Genomic DNA, 19,994 nt, shown 5'->3' with positions numbered 1-19,994 from the left:
TGGTCCCCCGACCCCGCGTGGGGTCCGGCGCCGGACGGATGGCAGTTCTGGGTCGACGACGAGGCTGATGCTGGTGCGGGAGAGAAAGAGCCCCTGACCCAGCCCCTGCCGGCCAGTGATCCGGAAGCCGCCCACGAGGTGGACCGCACGGATCATCCCAGCTCCCGTCGCTCCGGCGCAGCACTCGCCGGCGCCTGGACGCGCGCCACGACGTCGTTCCGCCGTGACCGGTCCGACATCGGGGCCGACTCGTCCGCCCCGGAACGGCAGAAGAGCAGGACCAAGCCGATCGTCATGGCGGTGGCCGGTGTCGCGCTCTTCGCAGGAGGTCTGGGCATCGGAGGTGCCGTGGCCTCGGACCCCACCTCGAGTGACGAGTACGTCGCCCTGGCCTCCGCCAAGACGGGCGTCGAGGAGGACTACGAGTCGCTCCAGGAGGACTACGACACGATGTCGTCCGGTCTCCAGGACCGGCACACGGAGCTCCAGAAGCGCGAGGACGAGGTCAGCGCTGCCGAGAAGGCGCTCGAGGAACGCGAGGACGACGCCAAGGAGGCGGAGGACGCCGTCAAGAAGCGTGAGGAAGCAGTCACCGGAGCCGAACAGAAGAAGGCGGAGAACACCATCCGCGAGGGCACGTGGACCGTCGGCGTGGACATCGATCCCGGCACGTACCGCTCAACGGACGACGTGGGTTCGAGCTGCTACTGGGCCATCCTGACCTCCGGCACCAACGGGGACGACATCATCGCCAACGACATCCCCGGCGGTGGACGGCCGTCCGTAACCCTGGCCGAGGGACAGGACTTCGAGACCAAGCGCTGTGGCACATGGGAGCTCCAGTGACCACTGGCTGTTGCTGATCCGGGAATCCCGCTGACGCGTCGGAGGTTCTTCGGACCGGCGCAGAGCGCATCGGGACGATGTCCCAGGCGGCGTCGCAGGCTCCGGCGCGTCGACTCCTAAGAACCACAGCCGTGGCTCACCGAGGCGGTGTCGGCCCCACCGTCGCGTCCAGCGGCCGGTCTTCCCGCATCCGGGTGGTCAGCTCCGCGAAGAACGCCCGCAGCCGGGCCACCGCCTCTTGACCGGCGCCCTCACGCAGCAGCTGCAGCATGTCCTGCCAGCCCTCGACCCAGAGCGGCACGAGGTGGCCCGAGGGGTAGAGCGTGATCCGCCGCAGCGAGCGCAGCATGACCTGCTCCGCCATGGCGGTCAGTTCGTCGTTGTCGGCGGCCGCCAGCAGTACCCGCACGGCGTCGATGAGGCCGGTGCGGGACTCCTCGAAGTGGTGCTGCCCCGCCTCTTGGGTGAAGCGGGTGACGGTGTCGGCGAGCGCGTCGAGCCGGCCGTCGTCGAGGCGGGGGACCGCGCGCTCGAGCGCGGCCACGGTGACGACCCCGAGCACGTCCATCAGCTCGATCGCCTGCCGCTGGGTGAGCACGGCGACGTGCCGGCGCTTGTTGGCGGTGCTGACCACGAGCCCTTCGCCGATGAGCTCGGTGATGGCCTCGCGCACCGGCGTGATGCTCACGTCCAGGCGCGCCGCGATCTCGGCGTCGCGGATTGGGGCGCCGGGAGCGAGCGCACCCGAGAGGATTTCCTCCCGCAGGTGCTCCGCGACCGCCTCCCGCCGGGTGGCCGGCATCTCGAACGCCACAGTTGTCGTGTCCCTCCGTCTCGCCGGTCCGGACGTCGCCGCTGGTGCCGCAGCAACCACAGGCGGTCGGCCGGTGCTGCCCCCAGCGTAGCCAGAAGTGAGCGAGAAACATTCGGGGGCCCTCTAGAAAGAATGCAGTGTGCAGTCTACCGTCGGTGTGACCTGCATCACTCAGCACGAGCGGTGCCGGAATCGTTCCGTCGATGAGGAGACACCCATGTCCCTGGACCACGCCACCCTCGCCTTCCTGGCCGCCTCCGCCGAGGCCGCCGGGCCCGACGCCAAGCCCATGTGGCAGATGAGCCCCGCCGAGGCCCGCGCCACCGCCGCCGCCATGAACGAGATGTTCGGCACGGGCCCCGAGATGCACCGCACCGAGGACCACGTCCTGGACGCCTCCGACGGCGGGAGCTTCCGCGTCCGGGTGCACGTGCCGCGGGAGTCCCCGGCCGGCGTGTTCGTCTACCTCCACGGCGGCGGCTGGGTGCTGCAGGACATCGACGGCTACGACACCCTGGGCCGGCAGCTGGCCGAGAAGTCGGGCTGCGCCGTCGTCCTCGTGGACTACCGCAAGGCCCCGGAGCACCCCTTCCCCGCCGCGGTGGAGGACTCCTGGACCGCACTGACCTGGGCGGGCGAGCACCTGGCGGAGATCGCCGGGGCGCAGGTCCCGCTCTACGTCGGCGGGGACAGCGCCGGCGGCAACCTCTCGGCCGTCATGGCCCTGCGGGCGCGCGAGAACGGCGGGCCGGCGATCGCCGAGCAGGTGCTGATCTACCCGGTCACCGACGCCGACTTCACCCGCCCCTCCTACACCGAGGAGGAGAACCAGACGCTGCTGACCACCGAGTTCATGACCTGGTTCTGGGACCAGTACGTGCCCGACGCCGAGCAGCGCCGACACCCGGACGCCGCGCCGTTCCACGCGGAAGACCTCTCCGGCCTGCCGCCGGCGCTGGTCATCACCGCCGCCCACGACGTACTGCGGGACGAGGGCGAGGCCTACGCCGAGAAGCTCCAGGAGGCGGGGGTGGAGGTCCACCAGCGCCGCTGGGAGGGCCAGATGCACGGCTTCTTCTCCATGGTCAACGTGCTGCCGGCCAGCGCCGAGGCCCTGGACTTCGTGGTGGAGTCGATCGCCACGGACGTCCAGGCCGAGCTGGAGGAGGCGGGCGAGCGATGAGCACGGTGCGCGAGCTGGACGTCGTCGTCGTCGGCGCCGGGTTCTCCGGCCTCTACCTCCTCCACCGCCTCCGCGAGCAGGGACGGTCCGTGGCCGTCGTCGAGAAGGGCGACGGCGTGGGCGGCACGTGGTACTGGAACCGCTACCCCGGGGCCCGGTGCGACGTGGAGAGCCCCTACTACTCCTACTCCTTCTCCCGGGAGCTGGAACAGGAGTGGGAGTGGACCGAGCGCTACCCCACCCAGCCCGAGATCCTGCGCTACCTCAACCACGTGGCCGACCGCTTCGACCTGCGCCGCGACATCCAGCTGGACACCGAGGTGGTCTCCGCCGTCTACGACGACGCCACCGCCCGGTGGGCCGTCACCACCCGCTCGACCGCGGACGGCACCGAGGAGACGGTCAGCGCCCGGTACTGCATCATGGCCACCGGCTGCCTCTCGGCCGGGCGCGTGCCGGACTTCGAGGGCCTGGCCGAGTACACCGGGGAGGTCCACCACACCGGCTCCTGGCCGCACGAGGGCGTGGACTTCACCGGCAAGCGCGTCGCGGTGATCGGCACCGGATCCTCGGGCATCCAGTCGATCCCCGAGATCGCCCGGCAGGCCGAGCACCTCACGGTCTTCCAGCGCACCCCGAACTTCAGCGTCCCGGCGCGCAACCAGCCGCTGGACCCGCAGGAGTGGGCGCAGATCAAGGCCGACTACCCGCGGATCCGGGAGATCGCCCGGCAGACCCCGACCGGGCTGCCGTTCCCGCCCAGCACCGCCTCCGCGCTGGAGACCGGCCCGGCGGAGCAGCGCAAGGTGATGGAGGAGCACTGGACGCTGGGCGGGTTCCGCCTCGGGCAGTGCTTCTCGGACCTGGCGATCAGCAAGGAGGCCAACGACGTGGTGGCCCAGTACATCCGCGAGCGCATCGACGAGATCGTCGAGGACCCGCAGGTCGCGGAGTTGCTGAAGCCGTACGACCACCCCGTGGGGACCAAGCGGATCTGCGTGGACACCGACTACTACACGACGTTCAACCGGGGAAACGTCTCCCTGGTCGATGTCCGGTCCGCGCCGATCACCCGGCTGACCGAGCGGGGGCTGGCCACCACGGAGCGGGAGTACGAGGTCGACGCGATCGTCTTCGCCACCGGCTTCGACGCCATGACCGGGGCCCTGAACCGGATCGACATCCGGGGCACCGAGGGGCTCGCCCTGGCCGAGAAGTGGGCCGCCGGCCCGCGGACCTACCTCGGGCTGGCCACCGCCGGGTTCCCCAACCTGTTCCTGGTCACTGGCCCCGGCAGCCCGTCGGTGCTCAGCAACATGGTGACCTCGATCGAGCAGCACGTCGACTGGATCACCGAGCACATCCGCTACCTCGAGGACCAGGGCCTCGTCCGCTCCGAGGCCTCTCCCGAGGCGGAGGACGCGTGGGTGCAGCACGTCAACGACGCCGCGGACATGACCCTGTTCCCGCAGGCGAACTCCTGGTACCTGGGCGCGAACGTGCCCGGCAAGCCGCGGGTGTTCATGCCCTACGTGGGCGGGGTCGGCGCCTACCGCGCCAAGTGCGACGAGGTCGCCTCCCGGCAGTACGAGGGCTTCAGCGTCGCCTGAGCAGTTGAACAGCCGAACGGAGGGCTCCGGTGCTGCGGCACCGGAGTCCTCCGCATGCCGGCAGGCCGGGGCTTCGGGGCGCATCCCCTCCTCGGCAGCCTGGTGCTCGGAGGACGCCAGGAGAGCGGAATCGACGCGCCGCAAACGCATTTCTTTCTTTTTGCGAATTCCTGGGACAACAATGGAGATTGCCGGAGGAGATGGCCTTTCCCGACCCTCACGGAAGGGGCCGATCCCGTCGGCGATCTAATGTTCTGTGGACCTTTCCCGGCAAACGGTCGTGCCCTGCCACGGGTGGCGTCACCGATACTCGGCCCCAGGGCAGGGCATGCTTGCCCGTCGGCACGACCCGGACAGAGTTCCAGGTCAAGACCACTTTCGTCTCGAACTGAGCCTCCCGAGGGATCCCCATGGGCGCGCCTCACCGGACCACGGCGTCCCGGCGCGGAGGTGCCCTGCCGGATCAGCACTCAAGCCGAGACACGCCCGTGATCTAAACGAGACTTTCTCGTTACTTTTCGATTAGTGTTTCCTCCGTGCCGATCGCCTCATCGATCGGCACCCCCGTGCACATCGCCGAATTCTGCCGGTGCCCGGGGCCCCCCAAGACACATCGCTCGGCAGAAGCGGGGGAACCAGAAACGGTCCCTCCCCCGGGACCTAGGGGTTAAGTCGTCAGGGCCCCCACCCTGCGACCGGGTGTCTCCCACCCGCATCCGACAGCTCACCTCGCAGGCAAGAGGGAGGACATCACTCATGCCCGTTTTCCAGTCCCGCACGCCCCGCCACCGCGCCCAGAGCTCGTTCCGCCTCGGGCGCACCGCCATCCTGGCGGTCGCCGGCGGCGCCCTGGCGCTCAGCAGCGTGGCCCCGGCCCAGGCCGCCCCCGCCGCAGCCCCCCAGCAGGTCCTCAGCACCCAGTCCCAGTCCGGCAAGGCCGCGACCATCGCCGCCGCGGCCCGGAACCAGCTCGGCGTGCGGCAGGACTGCACCGCCCTGGTCACCAAGGCCCTGCGCGCGGCCGGGGTCAAGCACCACGGGTGGCCGGTCTCCTACCTGAAGCTCGGCACCCGGGTCTCCGCCGCACAGGCCCGGCCCGGCGACCTGGTCTACTACGCCAACGGCGGCATGGGCTTCGCCCACATCGCCGTGTACATCGGCGGCGGCAAGGCCGTCCACGGCGGCTGGAACGGCAACCAGACGGTCATCCAGACCGTCAACGTCGGCTCCGGCCCCGTCTACCTCCGCGTGCGCTGACACTCCACGCCTGATGCGGGTGTGCGGTTCCCCTCCCGACGGGAACCGCACACCCGAGTCTCGTTACGGGGCGCCTCAGGACTCAGAGAGGCGTCGGACTCCTTCAGCCGTGACCCTGTACCGGCGCTTGCGACTGGTGGGAGGAGCCGTGGCCTCGAGCATGCCACGGCCGATGAGCTCGTTGATCCGGCTCAGCGTCCGGCTGTAGGTCCATCCGAGGTGGGCGGCCACCGGGCGCGTGGCATCCAGACCCTCTGCACCCACAGCACGCAACACGGACTCCAAGTCTTCGTCCAGGACGATCGTCCCGCCGGGTCGAGGCACCAACCTTGCGGGCGGGCTCGGTGGGTCGACATCGGGGCCGGCCACTCGGGAAGACAGCGCGACGTCCGGTGAGAGCTGATACCGGGCATAACGTCTCCCTCCAGAACGCTCGGCCAGCCCCCGGTCGACGAGGTCGGTGAGTGCCGCGGTGGCTTCCCGGCTGTCGAGTCCCCAACTGCGCAACCGCTCGTTGGACACCTCGGTGCCGTGGTGGAGCATCGCCAGGGCCATGTGCTGGGCATCGCTGAGGCCGGTGGCACCCAGGGAGGCAATCCATTCTACGGTGTCGGTGTCGAGAAGGGCATGCCGGGGAACGGTGACCTTGACGTGGCTCAGCGTGGCCTCGAACTCGGGCGGGGTCATGCCTGCAGCGCGCAGCGTCGCCATAATCCGGGGAATGCCCGACCCCCTGTTCTCGCAGACGACCTCGCGCCGGCCCGGGAGTTCGACGTCGGAGAGCAGACGAGCCAGCAGACCGTTGCGCGAGGACGTGATCTCGTCCGCGCCGAGGCCCCCGACCTCGACGCCACCGTAAAGCGAACCCGGGTTCTTGACGACGAGCCGATCCGCATAGAGCTCGATCTGCACCTGGGTCCCCCTGGCCAAGGGCCCGTAGTCCCGGTGCATCAGGGCGTTGACCACGAGCTCGCGCACGGCTTCGAGCGGGTACTCGTACCGGTCCGACCGTCCAGCCCCCTGGATGACGGCGCCACGCAGCATATTGCGCTCCACCGCGGCCACTGCGTCCTGCACCATGACCGGCAGCGGACCGTCGACGGTCTGGTTGTCGAGAAACCGTCGTCCGTCCTGGGTGGTTTCGCCCATGGTGGTTCCCGGCAGCGCCACGAAGGTGACGTTGAGCTGCGGGAAGAACTGCTGCGGGTAGATGCCCAGGCACAGCAGGCCCGCCAGTGACGGAACGAGGTTCTCACCGTCCCGCACCAGCACGCCCAGGCGGGTGAGAGCGACGTCGTCGGGCACTGCGGCGAAGGCCCGAGGGGAGCGCTCCCGCACGCGGGCGAGCAGCGCGGAGACCGCTTGGGGGTCGAGGTCAGCGAGCGCGGCCTCCCTGACCGGCTGCTGATCATCGGTGGGTTGGCCCTGGTTGGCGAGAAGCTGAGTGACCTCGTACTGGGTCAGTTTCCGATCACCGTCGCCCACGCGGAGGTAAGAACCTCCGTAGACACCCCGGGCCGTCACGTAGCACGGCTTCTCGCCGGAGTTCATCTCCGGGACGTCGATCCGGACGATGCGGGCTCCTTCGAACGGCTCGATGGCGATCTCGCACCGCACCGCGGGTGTCATGGAGTCCGCCGCCATGCCTGCCGCAGCATCCCGGATGGCATCGGCGTCGAACGACGCCACAGGCGTGAAGTCCTCGTCCTCACTCAGTCCGAGGAGAACGATGCCTCCCTCCCCGTTACTGAAGGCGCTCAGGGTCTCCTTGAGGGATTTCGGCATTCCTCCCGCGGCGGCTTTGACCTCCACATGCGTGGGCTCGGCTCCGCGACGACGCAGATCGGCGACGACCTCGTGTGTTTCGCTCACGGAACTCCCTCACTCGTTCTCTCATTCACTTGTCACTCACTCATTGTGCCTGAATGAGGGGTGAATGACGGAGTGAGCGCCTGAATGAACCTTTAGGTCGCTCGGCGCTCACTGCCTCCCTGTAGGACATCATCCGGGAACCACTCTTCCCAGGCTGATATATGAGTCGTATGCTCGGTGCGGGTCCGCCAGCGGATCGATCGCCAACTCGACGAGGAGTGGAACAGCATGCGGGAACTCGCACACCGGCTCGACCGGCTGGGCACCGAAACCGCCTTCAGCGTCGCCCAGGCCGCCGCCGCCTGGAAGGCGAAGGGGAACCGGGTGTACCCCTTCCACCTCGGTGACATCAACATCCCGACGGCCCCGCACATCGTCGAGGCGATGGACCGGGCCATCGCCGACGGCTACACCGGCTACTGCCCGGGCCCGGGCATCCCGCAGCTGCGCGAGGCCCTCGCCGAGGACATCGGCTCGCGTCGGAGCATCGACCTCAGCCCCGAGAACATCGTGGTGATGACGGGCGGCAAGCCCGTCATCACGAAGTTCCTGCAGGCGGTCATGAACCCCGGCCAGGAGGTGCTCTACCCGAACCCCGGCTTCCCGATCTACGAGTCGCAGATCGAGTACCTCGGGGGCACCGCCGTGCCGTACCGCTACCTCCCCACGGAGGACGGCTTCGCGATCGACCTCGACCAGGTGCGCGCCTCGATCACCCCGAACACGGTCGCCATCATCTACAACGACCTGCAGAACCCCATCTCGGCCGAGTCGACGGCGGCCGAGCGCGAGGCCGTCGCGCAGCTCGCCCAGGAGCACGATCTCTGGGTGCTCTCCGACGAGGCCTACTTCGAGACCCGTTACGAAGGGGTCTCGAGCTCGATCGCCTCGCTCCCCGGCATGGCCGAGCGCACCGTCATCCTCTACACCTTCAGTAAGAAGTTCGCCATGACCGGCTCGCGCCTCGGCTGCGCCGTCGCGCCCCTGGAGATCGCGAAGGTGCTCAGCACGCTCAACACCAACGACGAGTCGTGCACCACGCACTACGTGCAGTGGGCCGGCATCGAAGCACTCCGCGGCACCCAGGAGCCCGTGCAGCAGACGCTCGACATCCTGCGCGAGCGCCGCGACGTCGCCTGTGAGCTCGTGAACGCCACCCCCGGCATGCACGTGGCCGTGCCGCAGTCGACCTTCTACCTGTTCCCCGACGTCACCGCCGCCATGGAACGCATGGGGTACACGGCGGTCGGCGACTTCGCCACGGCGGCGCTGCACGAGACCGGCGTCTCCTTCTGCACGCGCGAGCACTTCGGCCGGCGCCAGCCCGGCGAGGACCGGCAGTACATCCGGCTCGCCTACTCGGGCATCGACGTCGACGACATCCGCGACGGCCTCGGCCGCCTGCGCGCGTGGATCGAGACGGCATGAGCCGGGTCGTCGTCACGGGACGGATTCCCGACGCCGCGATCGAGAAGCTCCGCGCCGCCCACGAGGTCGACGCCTGGCCGGATCCGGAGCCGATCGGCCGCGAGGAGCTCCTGCGCCGGGTCGCCGGCGCCGATGCCGTCGTCAGTCTGCTCACCGAGCGCATCGACGCCGAGCTGCTCGACGCCGCCGGCCCGCAGCTCCAGGTCGTCGCGAACGTCGCGGTCGGCTACGACAACATCGACGTGCCGGCCTGCGCCGAACGGGACGTCGTGGCCACCAACACCCCCGGCGTGCTCACGGACGCCACCGCCGACATCGCGTTCGGCCTCATCCTCATGGCGACGCGCCGGCTCGGCGAGGCGGAACGGCTCATCCGCTCCGGCCAGGACTGGAAGTGGGGCATGTTCTTCCTGCTCGGCAGCAGCCTGCAGGGCAAGACCCTCGGCGTCGTCGGCATGGGCGGCATCGGCCAGGCGACCGCGCGCCGGGCCAGGGCCTTCGGCATGGAGATCGTCTACCAGTCGCGCAGCGAGATCGACCCCGGGATCGCCGCCGAGCTGGGCGCCCGGCGGGTCGAGCTCGACGAGCTGCTGGCAGTCTCCGACGTCGTCTCGCTGCACTGTCCTTATGGGCCCGCCACGCACCACCTGATCGGCCCCGAGCAGCTGGCGGCGATGAAGGACTCGGCGTACCTCGTCAACACCGCGCGCGGACCGATCGTCGACGAGGCGGCGCTCGCGTCCGCGCTGCGGGACGGTCGGATCGCGGGCGCCGGGCTGGACGTCTACGAGCACGAGCCCCAGGTGCATCCCGAGCTGCTGGAGCTCGACAACGTGGTGCTCCTGCCGCACCTGGGCTCCGCCACCGTGGAGACGCGCACCGCGATGGCGGTGCTCGCCGCCGACAACGCGCTCGCCGTGCTCAGCGGGGAACGACCGCCGGCACCGATCGGCTAGCAGCAGGGCCGTCCGTCGCCCAGGCAGGACCGCCGGCCCCCCTCGATTTCCCCAGAGCGCGGCCAACGTGATGCTCTTCTGGCCACGCCTGGGGAGGTTTCACCTGGGCACCAGAGATGAGCCACCAGCCCCCTCGGACATCATGCGCGACGGTAGAATCGGTCACCAGGAGGAGAGGAGGAGCAATGTCCCAGGACACCGAGATGAACCGGTCAAGCCTGCGCACCCTGCTGCTCCACCGGTCACTGGTCCCCAAGCTGAACGAGGAGACCCTGTCCGCCTGGACACCGCAGATCCTCCAGAACCTCGAGCGACTCAGCAGCTCGGTGCAAGGGCATCCGCACGTCGAGAACCTCGGCCGCTGGCGCCGCATCGTGGAGACCCGCGATGTGGAGACCCTGCGGACGGTCCTCGATTCCCCCGACCCTGGCAGCATCGAGATGCGCGAGGTCTCTCCCATGGGTGGCCTGATCGGCCAGGACGAGCGGCTGTCCATCCTGAAGTCGTTGCCGAGACGCTGAGTGCACCGCTACCAGCTCGAGCACGCGATCCGCGCCGCCTGCAGCATCATCCGCAGAGACCAGGTCATCATCGTGGGTTCCCAGTCCATCCTGGGTTCCTTCCACGAGGACGATCTGCCGGACCAGGCCACGATGTCCACGGAGATCGACATCCTTCCCATGGACGACGACCCGCAGACGGTTCTTGATCTGTCGGATGAGCTCTCGGCGGTTGCCGGCGAGTGGTCGGACTTCGACCAGATGCACGGCTTCTTTTTGGATGGCGTGGACGACATGACGGCGAAGCTGCCGGCTGGTTGGCGCGAGCGCTTGGTCGCGGTCAGCAATGAGAACACCCGCCAGGTGGGCACCGGCCAACAGTTCACCGGTCTGTGCCTGGACAAGGAAGACCTGTGCGTGGCGAAGCTGCTGGCCTACCGGGAGAAGGATCAGGCGTTCGTCGGAGCCCTGCTCCAGTACCAGATCGTCGACCGAGAAGTCATCATCGAGCGACTCCACAGCGTTCAAGAGCGTTGGCCCGTCGAAGTCGGACGAGCACTGGGATGGCTTCAACGCGGCACCTGACCATCCATATCGACGGACAGAGCCTTTGCGTCGGAAGGCCAGGTCTTCGGGGCTCGTCACCACCTCGGTAGCCTGATGCCCGTGGGGCATCGGGAAGTCGGAAACGAGGTCGAGGCGTTGCGATCGCGGATCGCCGACCTCGAAAGCGAACTGGCGGAGGCGCGCGCTGCGCTCCGCAAGCTGGAGAGTGATCGGGCAGGCCCCGGGAGCACCGGAAACTTTTCAGACATTCGTTCCAGCGCGTCTTCAAGCGTCACGGCGACGTCATCGAGCGCCGAGAAGCTCGCGCTTTTCGGCACTCGCTTCGTCGGCAGGAACGACGTCTACGCGGTCAGATGGACCAGCACCCGCACGGGAAAGTCCGGCTGGAGTCCCGCGGTCCGTGGTGGCTTCTACACCGGGGCGGAGACCGCGGCGGACCATTTGGCACTCGACGGTGCCGTCCTCGAGCGGCACCTTCGTGGGGGCACTCGCCCAGGGGATCGTGAGTTCCACGTCGGTATCTACCCGATGCTCGCGGAGGACACCTGCCAGTTGCTGGTGTGCGACTTCGACGACGCAGATTGGCGCCTGGATGCCGCAGCATTCGTCGAGGAATGCAGGCGTGCCGGCATTGATGTTCTCGCCGAGATCTCCCGGTCCGGCGAGGGCGCGCACGTCTGGATGTTCTTCACCGCGCCGGTGCCCGCCGCCACCGCGCGGTCGGCGGGGATGTCGCTGCTTCGCGCCGCGATGGCAAAACGGCCCGGGATGGCCTTCCGCAGCTACGATCGCTTCTTCCCCTCGCAGGACACGTTGCCGGATCGGTCAACAGGCCGGTCGCGTCTCGGGAACCTCATCGCACTGCCCCTGCAGGGGAACTGCCGCCGTCGCGGAACGACTGTGTTCGCCGACCCTGCGACATGGGACCCGTACGAGGACCAGTTCGCCGTGCTGGCGACGACGGCTCCCGTGCCTGTCGAGCGCGTGGCAGAACTAGGGATGACAACCGCGACCGACTCCCGCGTCGGTCCGTCAGAGACGCTGGGCGCGCGACCCCGGCGAGCGAGCATCACAGTGCTCGCTCGCGCAACAGCCGGGCAGGTACTCGAGTTGCGCCGTGATGCCGTCCTGCACGTCCCGGCAGGCGACCTTCCCGGCGTCGTGCTCACCGAGCTCAAGCACATGGCGTCGGTACCCAACCCCGAGTTCTACCGCAAGCAGGCCCAGCGATTCAGCACCTTCGGCACACCGCGCCTCGTCACCAGCTTCGAGCACGACGAGAACGAACTGCGCCTGCCGCGCGGCCTCACCGACGAAGCAGTGGCGTTGCTGCGGGAAGCTGGTTTCCGCGTCACCATCAGCACCAGCTCGGAGACCCACAAGCACCTGGAGTTGGCATTCGTGGGGGATCTCCGTGAGGAGCAGCGAGTGGCAGTCGATGCGCTCCTCGCGCACGACACCGGCGTCCTCGTCGCGCCCCCGGGCGCCGGCAAAACGGTCATCGCCTGCGCACTCATCGCCCAGCGTGCCGCGCCCACAGCGATCCTGGTGAACCGCGCCGAACTGCTCACGCAGTGGCGGGAGCGCCTGAAGCAGTTCCTCGGCCTGACGGACCAGCAGATCGGCCAGCTCGGCGCAGGACGGCGAAAACGGCGCGGGATCGTGGATCTCATCATGATGCAGTCCATCGCGCACCGGAACGCGGACCCCGCTCTGCTCGAGGAGTACGAGCAGATCATCATCGACGAATGCCATGCCGTCGCAGCACCCGCGACCGAGGCCGCGCTGCGCAACGTGAACGTCCGTCATTGGGCGGGTCTGACGGCGACTCCCTATCGAGCTGATCAGATGAACGGTCTGATCACGATGCAGTGCGGCCCCATCCGACATGTGATCGACTCCGCTGACCGAGCTCTTCGGGAGCTGATCACGCACGAGACCACATTCACCACCGAGGAACCGGGAACGGACGGGCCGTCCATCCAGGCGATCTACTCCGAACTCGCGGTCGATGTCGCCCGCAACACGATGATTGCGCAACACGTCACAGACGCCGTCGACCAAGGTCGCACCTGTTTGGTCCTGACGAACAGGCTCGGTCATCTTGACGCACTCGCTGATGCTATCCAGGGATGTGATGCACCCGTGTTTCGACTCCACGGTCGCATGACCCCCGCTGAGCGTGGTGAGGTCCGGAGAGAACTGGGAGCAGCGGACGCGCAGCAGCACCCATTCGTGCTCGTAGCGATCGACAAGATCGCCGGCGAAGGACTCGATCTCCCGTCTCTCAACACGCTGTTCCTCACGGTCCCCGTATCTTTCAAAGGCCGCGTGATCCAGCAACTCGGGCGCATCACTCGCGGGCGGACGGAGGCCCCCCTTCCGGCTGTCGTCCATGACTACCGTGACAAGGACGTACCACTCCTGGAACGCATGTATGCACGGCGGCGGCGAGTCATGGCGAAAGAAGGCTTCCAGTCGGCAGAACACGCGGTGCCTTCACGCCCGCAGTCATGAGGTGCCGCGGAGCCAGTCCTCGAACCGGGTCGGGGCAGTCGTGAAATTCCCCCGGGGCAGGAGGCCGCCGTTGCCGAGGGCGGTGAAGGACACCGGCACCCGAAGGACCTTGCGGCGTCCTCCGCGGCGCTCGGCGAGCGCACGGGCCAGCTCCGCCAGATCGCGGACCTCGGGCCCGGCAATGACGGCGTCGTCGGATGTCGCCGTGCCGAAGGGCTCCAGGGCACGGTCAGCGACGAACGCGGCGGCGTCCTCGGCGGCCAGCGGCCGGGAGCGCATCCCCGGCACCACCGAGAGCGGGCCGATGCGCAGCTGCGACAGCAGGGTCTCGGCCAGTTCGTACCACTGCGCCGAGGCCACGACGGTGACCAGGACCGGCCCGGCACGGTAGGTCTGCTCCTGGGCGGCCTTGCCCGCGTAGTAGCCCAGCCACCGGTGCACCTCCGGGTCCCGGGCGTTGAGGATCGTGACGCACACGATCCGGGACACACCGTTCCGCTGTGCCGCGGCCAGCACGTTGCGGGCGGTGGTGCTGAAGAAGTCGACGGCGCGCCGGCGGGACAGCGTCGGCAGGTGGAGGCAGTCCACCACGGTGGAGACCCCGTCGAACGCGGCGCCCAGGCCCTTCCCGGAGTAGACGTCGATGCCCTGTCCGCGCGAGACCTCGACGACGTCGACGCCGCGCTCGCGCAGATGCGCCACCACCCGTGAGCCCAGCTCCCCGGTCGCCCCCAGGACCGCCACCTTCCGGCGCTCGCCCTCACCCGTGCTCTCCATCGTCCACCGTCCGCTTCCCGTCCGCCTACGCTCCGGTCCTGATGACACCGATTCTCCTCACCCGCCGGCCCCGCCGCGACTGGCATTTTCATAGCTGTCGTCGACTTCCTGCCGCTCTGCTGGAAGCATGGACCCATGATCAGCAACGTGGCCGTCATCGTGTTCGGCGAGGTCTCCCCCTTCGAGCTCGGCGTGGCCTGCGAGGCCTGGGCGATCGACCGCTCCGCCGACGGCCTGCCGGTGATGGACTTCGCGGTGTGCAGTCCCGGCGGGCGGCCGGTCCGGACGATCGCCGGCTTCGACGTGGCCGTCCAGCACGGGCTCGATCGGGTGGCCGAGGCGGATCTCGTGGTCCTCCCGGCGATGTCCCGGGACCGGGAGGTCCCGGCCGAGGTGATCGACGCGCTGCGCGCGGCCCACGACCGCGGCGCCCGGATCCTGTCCATCTGCTCGGGGGCCTTCGTGCTGGGGGCGGCCGGTCTGCTCGACGGCCGCCGCTGCACGACCCACTGGATGCACACGGCGGAGCTGGCCGCGCGGTTCCCCGCCGCCCAGGTGGTGCCCGAGGTCCTGTACGTCGAGGACGGCAGCATCCTCACCAGCGCCGGCACCGCGGCGGGCCTCGACGCCTGCCTCCACCTGTGGCGCCAGGAGTTCGGCTCAGCCACCGCCAACACCGTGGCCCGGCGCATGGTCGTGCCGCCGCAGCGCCAGGGCGGGCAGGCCCAGTTCATCAAGGAACCGGTCCCCGAGCGCCGGGCCGAGACGCTGGACCCGCTGCTCACCTGGATCGTGGGACACCTCGACGAACCACTCGACGTCGACGCCCTGGCCCGGCGCGCCGCCATGTCCCCGCGCACCTTCGCCCGCCGGTTCCGCGACGAGACGGGCACCACGCCGCACGCCTGGATCACCGCGCGGCGCCTGCACCGGGCCGAGCAGCTGCTCGAGGAGACCGACCTGCCCGTCGAGCGCATCGCCGCGGACGTGGGCTTCGGCAACGCGGCCACGCTGCGCCACCACTTCACCCGGATCCGCCGGCTCAGCCCGCAGCAGTACCGCCGCCGCTTCGCGACCACTTCCTGAGCACAGCCACGCAAGCGCCTCGGCCGAGAGAGCGTGGCCGAGGTGCTCCGTCATGGTCGCCATCAGGGGCGAAGAACTGCCCCATGCCGGCTTCGAAAGGAGGCAATGACAGAAATGGCAGGAAGTGATCGACACTAGTCATTTCTGCCACTCGTGCGGAGAGTGCCAAGCGACCAGGCTTGTCAGCGTGAGAGTGAGCCGGATCGGCCGGCCCACGACGAGCAAGGAGCTCATCATGATCGCGTTCCTGTTTCTGCTGACGGCCACAGCCGCTGTGCTGTCGATGTACACGGCGATCGGGCGCCTGGCCATTCCCGCGGAGGAGCGGGTGCCGTGGCGCGACCTCGGCTGGGACGGCTGGCGGCAGACGCTGCGGCGCAGCCTGGTCTTCCTGGGTGGCTCCGCCCCGCGGGGCGGAGCCCGCACCTGCTGAGACCGTCGGGCATCCCGCCAGATCGGATGCGCAGGCGAACCCGACCATTCCCCGGAATGAGCGGCCGGCAACAGGTCCGGCCGCTCGGCGGGCTGTTCGACGCGAGGGACCGGGCAGGAGACGATGACCTGATGAAGATCCTGATTCCCGACACCACCGACATCGACCCCGGCGACCTCACCGGCCACGAGGTCGTCCGCTACGCGGCAGCGGAGCCCGTCCCGCCGGAGCACGCCGACGCGCAGGCCGTCGTCGTCTGGGGCACTTCCGGCGACGTCCTGCAGGAGACGGCCCGCCGGCTCACCCGCGTGGAGCTCGTCCAGGCGCTGGCGGCCGGGCCGGACAGCGTGCTGGAGGCGGGGTTCCGCGCCGAGGCGGTCGTCTGCTCCGGTGTCGGCCTGCACACCCGCCCTGTGACCGAGCACGCGCTGGCGCTCCTGCTGAACCTGGTCCGCCGGCTGCCCGCCGCGGCCCGGAGCCAGGGCGAGCGCACCTGGGACCCGCAGCTGGGCGGCCTGCAGCCGCTGCACCCCGAGGGCCGGGTCACCACGCTCATCGACGCCCGCGTCCTCATCTGGGGCTTCGGCGCCATCGGTCAGCACCTGGCCGACCTGTGCACCGCCCTGGGCAGCCAGGTCACCGGCGTCGCGCGGAGCTCCGGCGAACGCGGCGGGCACCCGGTCATCACCCCGGAGCAGCTGCCCGAGCACCTGCCCGGCACGGACGTGCTCGTCCTCGTCCTGCCCCACGCCCCCGCCACGGAGCGCGCCCTGGACCGCGAGATGCTCGACGCCCTTCCGTCGCACGCCCTGGTGGTCAACGTGGGCCGGGGATCGACCGTGGACGAGGACGCCCTCGTGGAGGCCCTCAGCACCGGGTCCATCGCCGGCGCGGCCATCGACGTCGCCGCCCAGGAGCCCCTGCCCGCAGACTCTCCCTTGTGGTCGGCCCCCAACCTGACCATCACCCCGCACATGGCCGGTGGCCGGCCCATCGGGGCCGCGGACCTGCTGCGCGAGAACCTCGAGGCGCTGACGCAGGGAGGCGGGTTCACCAACCGGGTCGACCGGGCGCGAGCCTGAGGACGGGGCGGCCGCGGGACCTCAGGGCGTCCAGCCGAGGACCGCTTCCCCGAACGTCATGACCGCGAACCAGGTCACCCCGGCCACGACGGGGACGAGGAGCACCAGGTAGGACCGGCGCTGCACCAGCCGCACGCCGACGTAGGTGAGGAGCACCCACCACACGCCCAGGAGCGCGATGGCCCACAGCGGGGCCATCAGGCCGCTGGCCATGTAGAAGTACCCGGCCACCAGCTGGGCCAGGGCCGCGACCACCACGGCCAGCACGAACAACGGCGTCGTCGTTCTCATAGCAGAACTGTGCGCCTCCGGGGAGGCGACCGCAACAGGGAGCGCGCACGATGCCGCGCCCCCCGGCTCTCCTGCGCCCGGGCCCCGGTTCCTGCGCTCGGGCCCCGGCTACGTCCGGCCCAGCTCGTCCCACAGGTGGGCGAGGGTGGCGGCCCCGGCCAGCAGCAGGTCCGTGCGGACGCTCTCGTCGCTGTTGTGCCAGTTGTCCTCGAGCAGCCCGGTGCCGAAGAACACCACCGGTGCCTCCAGCGCGGTGGCGAGCAGGTCGGCCGGCCCGCCCCCGGCATTGCCCATCCGTCCCACCTCGTCCACCCCGAAACCGGCGGCCATGGCCCGGGCCAGGGCCTCCACCACGGGGTGGTCGGGGGTGCGGTAGGCCTCCTGCGAGGTCTTGGTCGACACGGTCAGCTCGTACTCGTAGCCGTCCCCGACCCGCTCGGCCACCCAGGTGCGCAGCTGCTCGGCCACCTCCTGCACCTTCTGGCCGACCACCGTGCGGATGCTCAGGTCCATCGCCGCCATCGAGGGGATCACCGCCCTCGAGACCTCCGTGGGGTCGCCGGCGATCAGGGCGATGACCTCCAGGGCAGGGCGTTCCCACAGCCGCTCCAGCACGGTGTAGCCGGCCTCCCCGCCGATGCTGCGCGTGTGGGTGCGGGCCAGCCAGTCCCCCTCGTCGAAGGGCAGCGCGGCCAGCTCCGCCCGCCGGGCGGCGGGGATCTCCGGGACGCGGTCGTAGAAGCCGGGCAGGGTGATCCGGCCGTCCTCGTCGTAGAGCTGGGCGAGGACCCGGGCCATCTCCAGGGCGGGGTTGGGGGCGACCCCGGACACCGCCCCGCTGTGGATGTCGGTGAAGGGCCCGTGGATCTCCAGGTGCGCGCTGAGCATCCCGCGCACCCCGGTGCACAGTCCCGGGTGATCGGCGCGCCACAGCAGCGTGTCGGAGAAGATCACCACGTCCGCGGCCAGCTCCTCCGGGTGGTCCTGGATCAGCTGGGCCAGGCCCGGGGACCCGGCCTCCTCCTCGCCCTCGACCAGGAACTTCAGGTTCACGGCCGGCACCTCTCGCCCGGTGACGGCCAGGTGCGCCCGGACGCCCCACAGGTGGGCGAGGACCTGGCCCTTGGCGTCCGAGGCGCCCCGGCCGTAGAGGCGCCCGTCCCGGGCCACCGGGTCGAAGGGGGACGTCTGGTCCCAGTTCTCCTCCTTGACCGCCCGCACGTCGTGGTGGCTGTAGACCAGCACCGTGGAGGCGCCCGGGGCTGCGCACCAGGCGGCGTGGACGGCCGGGCCGTAGGTACCCGGCCAGATCTCCGTGGTGGGGAAGCCGGTGTCACGCAGTGCCCCGGCCAGCCAGTGCGCCGAGCGCAGCAGATCGTGCTCGTGCTCCGGGGCCGCGGCCACCGAGGGGATCCGCACCCACTCCTTCAGCCCGTCCAGCATCTCGGGCAGGTGTGCTGTCAGGAAGGAGTGCATCTCGTGGTCGGCGGTCACGGTCACCTCCGCGGAGACCTCTGGCTGCCGGGCCCTAGAGCTCGCGGTCCTCCACGACGTCGAGGTCCCGGAACACGGGCTCCCCGTCCATGAGCTCGGTCAGCTTCCGGGCGTACTCCTGGGTCTCCGGGAGCTGCGAGTTCTCCATGGCGGACTCGTAGGAGTCGAAGAAAACGATCTCGACGAAGCGCTTCGGATCGTTGCGGTCCTTCGCCGACAGGACGCGGCGAGCCGTGCGTTTCCCCTGGGAGGACTGCTGCCACTCCGCGAGGACCTCGGCCACCTCCTCCGGCCTCGAGGTGGTGTATTCGATCAGCTGCACGAAAGCCATCACGCACGCTCCTCCGGAAAAGTCCGTTGCGGGTCTCCATTCTAGGTCCGGGCGGCCAGGATGGCCCGGACGGACGGGAGATGACGGCCCGCCGTGGAAGCCTCCAGGCCAGGCTGTGCGCCGTGTTGGTGTCACACAGCACACGTATTGAAGGGCCTGGGGCTAGGCTGACGCTGATCTTTTCCGAACACGTGGGGGCGTGGACATGAAGCAGAGACTGGGCGGACTTCTCGGTGGGGCGGCGGCGCTGAGCCTGCTGGCGGGACTCGTGGTTCCGTCACCGGCCGCGGCCGTCATGGTGAAGGGCTACGAGATCGACGATCCGAACAGCGCGACGGTGGTGGTGAACAAGCACCGGCCCCTGAACCCGGTCACCCACGTGCCGAAGCCCCTGACCCGGATCAAGACCGAACAGCTGCGCACCGACGCCGCGCAGGCGTACCAGCAGATGGTCAAGGACGCCAAGGCGCAGCGGGTGAACATCGTGGCCGTCAGCGGGTACCGCTCCTACGACCACCAGGCCAGCCTCTACGACAGCTACGTGCAGCAGTACGGGCAGGAGACCGCCGACACCATCGCCGCCCGGCCCGGGCACAGCGAGCACCAGACCGGCCTGGCCATGGACGTGGGCAACGCCTCCGGGGCGTGCGCGCTGCAGGACTGCTTCGAGGGCACTCCGGTCGGGGCCTGGGTGGACGAGCATGCCTGGAAATACGGGTTCATCATCCGCTACCCCAAGGGCGAGCAGGGCATCACCGGCTACAAGTACGAACCCTGGCACCTGCGCTACGTCGGGATCGATCTGGCGGAGGCCATCAAGTCGGGAGCCGTCCCTGGCAAGATCGACGACATCGACACCATGGAGGAGTTCTTCGAACTCGGTCCGGCCCCGGACTACCTGTACTGAGCAGATCGACTCTCCCGTCCCGCCGACTGCCGGCGTCTGCGCA

19 protein-coding genes and 1 riboswitch are annotated in these 19,994 nt (G+C 69.5%); of the genes, 13 read left to right on the top strand and 6 right to left on the bottom strand.

What is annotated here, in order from left to right; all coding sequences use genetic code 11:
• Positions 1-138: 138 nt before the first annotated feature.
• Positions 139-846, top strand: a complete 708-nt coding sequence (locus RCG67_RS01825) for an Rv1352/Rv1906c domain-containing protein (protein ID WP_368824576.1) — start codon at positions 139-141, stop codon at positions 844-846.
• A 136-nt stretch (positions 847-982) separates the two neighbouring features.
• Here RCG67_RS01825 and RCG67_RS01820 read toward each other — a convergent pair whose 3' ends face one another.
• Positions 983-1,660 (bottom strand): GntR family transcriptional regulator, encoded by a 678-nt coding sequence (locus RCG67_RS01820; protein WP_368824575.1) that lies wholly within the window; start codon positions 1,658-1,660, stop codon positions 983-985.
• Positions 1,661-1,877: 217 nt separating this feature from the next.
• Between RCG67_RS01820 and RCG67_RS01815 the strand changes: the two genes are divergently transcribed.
• The 3 genes from RCG67_RS01815 (at position 1,878) to RCG67_RS01805 (ending at position 5,710) form a co-directional block, all read left to right on the top strand.
• Positions 1,878-2,843: an alpha/beta hydrolase gene (locus tag RCG67_RS01815; protein WP_368824574.1), complete on the top strand. Its 966-nt coding sequence runs from the start codon at positions 1,878-1,880 to the stop codon at positions 2,841-2,843.
• Entirely contained in the window at positions 2,840-4,453 is a 1,614-nt protein-coding gene (locus tag RCG67_RS01810; protein WP_368824573.1) for a flavin-containing monooxygenase, read from the top strand. The genes RCG67_RS01815 and RCG67_RS01810 overlap by 4 nt, the downstream gene beginning before the upstream one ends.
• Positions 4,454-5,017: 564 nt before the next feature.
• Positions 5,018-5,204, top strand: a riboswitch (cyclic di-AMP (ydaO/yuaA leader).
• A 5-nt stretch (positions 5,205-5,209) separates the two neighbouring features.
• Positions 5,210-5,710 (top strand): NlpC/P60 family protein, encoded by a 501-nt coding sequence (locus tag RCG67_RS01805; protein WP_368824572.1) that lies wholly within the window; start codon positions 5,210-5,212, stop codon positions 5,708-5,710.
• A gap of 75 nt (positions 5,711-5,785) precedes the next feature.
• Here RCG67_RS01805 and RCG67_RS01800 read toward each other — a convergent pair whose 3' ends face one another.
• Entirely contained in the window at positions 5,786-7,582 is a 1,797-nt protein-coding gene (locus tag RCG67_RS01800; protein WP_368824571.1) for an ATP-binding protein, read from the bottom strand.
• Positions 7,583-7,810: 228 nt separating this feature from the next.
• On the opposite strand from RCG67_RS01800, the gene RCG67_RS01795 reads away from it, so the two are divergent.
• The 5 genes from RCG67_RS01795 to RCG67_RS01775 all read left to right on the top strand — a co-directional run bounded on the left by RCG67_RS01795 (position 7,811) and on the right by RCG67_RS01775 (position 13,550).
• The gene (locus RCG67_RS01795) at positions 7,811-9,010 is read left to right on the top strand and encodes a pyridoxal phosphate-dependent aminotransferase (RefSeq protein WP_368824570.1); all 1,200 of its coding nucleotides are present in this window, start codon (positions 7,811-7,813) and stop codon (positions 9,008-9,010) included.
• Positions 9,007-9,966, top strand: a complete 960-nt coding sequence (locus tag RCG67_RS01790) for a 2-hydroxyacid dehydrogenase (protein WP_368824569.1) — start codon at positions 9,007-9,009, stop codon at positions 9,964-9,966. The genes RCG67_RS01795 and RCG67_RS01790 overlap by 4 nt, the downstream gene beginning before the upstream one ends.
• Positions 9,967-10,151: 185 nt before the next feature.
• Complete coding sequence (locus RCG67_RS01785) at positions 10,152-10,487, top strand: hypothetical protein (RefSeq protein WP_368824568.1); 336 nt, start codon at positions 10,152-10,154, stop codon at positions 10,485-10,487.
• The gene (locus tag RCG67_RS01780; RefSeq protein ID WP_368824567.1) at positions 10,488-11,051 is read left to right on the top strand and encodes a DUF6036 family nucleotidyltransferase; all 564 of its coding nucleotides are present in this window, start codon (positions 10,488-10,490) and stop codon (positions 11,049-11,051) included.
• Between the two features lie 81 nt (positions 11,052-11,132).
• Positions 11,133-13,550, top strand: a complete 2,418-nt coding sequence (locus RCG67_RS01775) for a TOTE conflict system archaeo-eukaryotic primase domain-containing protein (RefSeq protein ID WP_368824566.1) — start codon at positions 11,133-11,135, stop codon at positions 13,548-13,550.
• Here RCG67_RS01775 and RCG67_RS01770 read toward each other — a convergent pair.
• Complete coding sequence (locus tag RCG67_RS01770) at positions 13,545-14,327, bottom strand: SDR family oxidoreductase (RefSeq protein ID WP_368824565.1); 783 nt, start codon at positions 14,325-14,327, stop codon at positions 13,545-13,547. The two genes, RCG67_RS01775 and RCG67_RS01770, sit on opposite strands and share 6 nt — an antisense overlap.
• Before the next feature lie 135 nt (positions 14,328-14,462).
• Between RCG67_RS01770 and RCG67_RS01765 the strand changes: the two genes are divergently transcribed.
• The 3 genes from RCG67_RS01765 to RCG67_RS01755 all read left to right on the top strand — a co-directional run bounded on the left by RCG67_RS01765 (position 14,463) and on the right by RCG67_RS01755 (position 16,928).
• A complete protein-coding gene (locus RCG67_RS01765; protein WP_368824564.1) occupies positions 14,463-15,413 on the top strand; it encodes a helix-turn-helix domain-containing protein in 951 nt (316 codons plus the stop codon).
• Positions 15,414-15,600: 187 nt separating this feature from the next.
• Complete coding sequence (locus RCG67_RS01760; protein WP_368824563.1) at positions 15,601-15,846, top strand: hypothetical protein; 246 nt, start codon at positions 15,601-15,603, stop codon at positions 15,844-15,846.
• Between the two features lie 131 nt (positions 15,847-15,977).
• Positions 15,978-16,928 (top strand): NAD(P)-dependent oxidoreductase, encoded by a 951-nt coding sequence (locus RCG67_RS01755; RefSeq protein ID WP_368824562.1) that lies wholly within the window; start codon positions 15,978-15,980, stop codon positions 16,926-16,928.
• 21 nt (positions 16,929-16,949) lie between these two features.
• On the opposite strand, the gene RCG67_RS01750 is transcribed toward RCG67_RS01755, so the two are convergent.
• From RCG67_RS01750 to RCG67_RS01740, 3 genes are all read right to left on the bottom strand, one after another.
• Positions 16,950-17,219: a hypothetical protein gene (locus tag RCG67_RS01750; RefSeq protein ID WP_231738265.1), complete on the bottom strand. Its 270-nt coding sequence runs from the start codon at positions 17,217-17,219 to the stop codon at positions 16,950-16,952.
• A 108-nt stretch (positions 17,220-17,327) separates the two neighbouring features.
• On the bottom strand, positions 17,328-18,713 hold the full coding sequence (locus RCG67_RS01745; protein WP_368824561.1) for a M20/M25/M40 family metallo-hydrolase: 1,386 nt from the start codon (positions 18,711-18,713) through the stop codon (positions 17,328-17,330).
• 34 nt (positions 18,714-18,747) lie between these two features.
• Positions 18,748-19,044, bottom strand: coding sequence for a hypothetical protein (locus RCG67_RS01740; RefSeq protein WP_368824560.1), 297 nt, complete (start codon positions 19,042-19,044; stop codon positions 18,748-18,750).
• 205 nt (positions 19,045-19,249) lie between these two features.
• On the opposite strand from RCG67_RS01740, the gene RCG67_RS01735 reads away from it, so the two are divergent.
• Positions 19,250-19,951, top strand: coding sequence for a M15 family metallopeptidase (locus RCG67_RS01735; RefSeq protein ID WP_368824559.1), 702 nt, complete (start codon positions 19,250-19,252; stop codon positions 19,949-19,951).
• Positions 19,952-19,994 lie beyond the last annotated feature (43 nt).

The organism is Kocuria cellulosilytica (assembly GCF_040981245.1).
GTDB lineage: Bacteria > Actinomycetota > Actinomycetes > Actinomycetales > Micrococcaceae > Kocuria > Kocuria cellulosilytica.
This window is presented reverse-complemented; position numbering and strand designations above follow the sequence as displayed.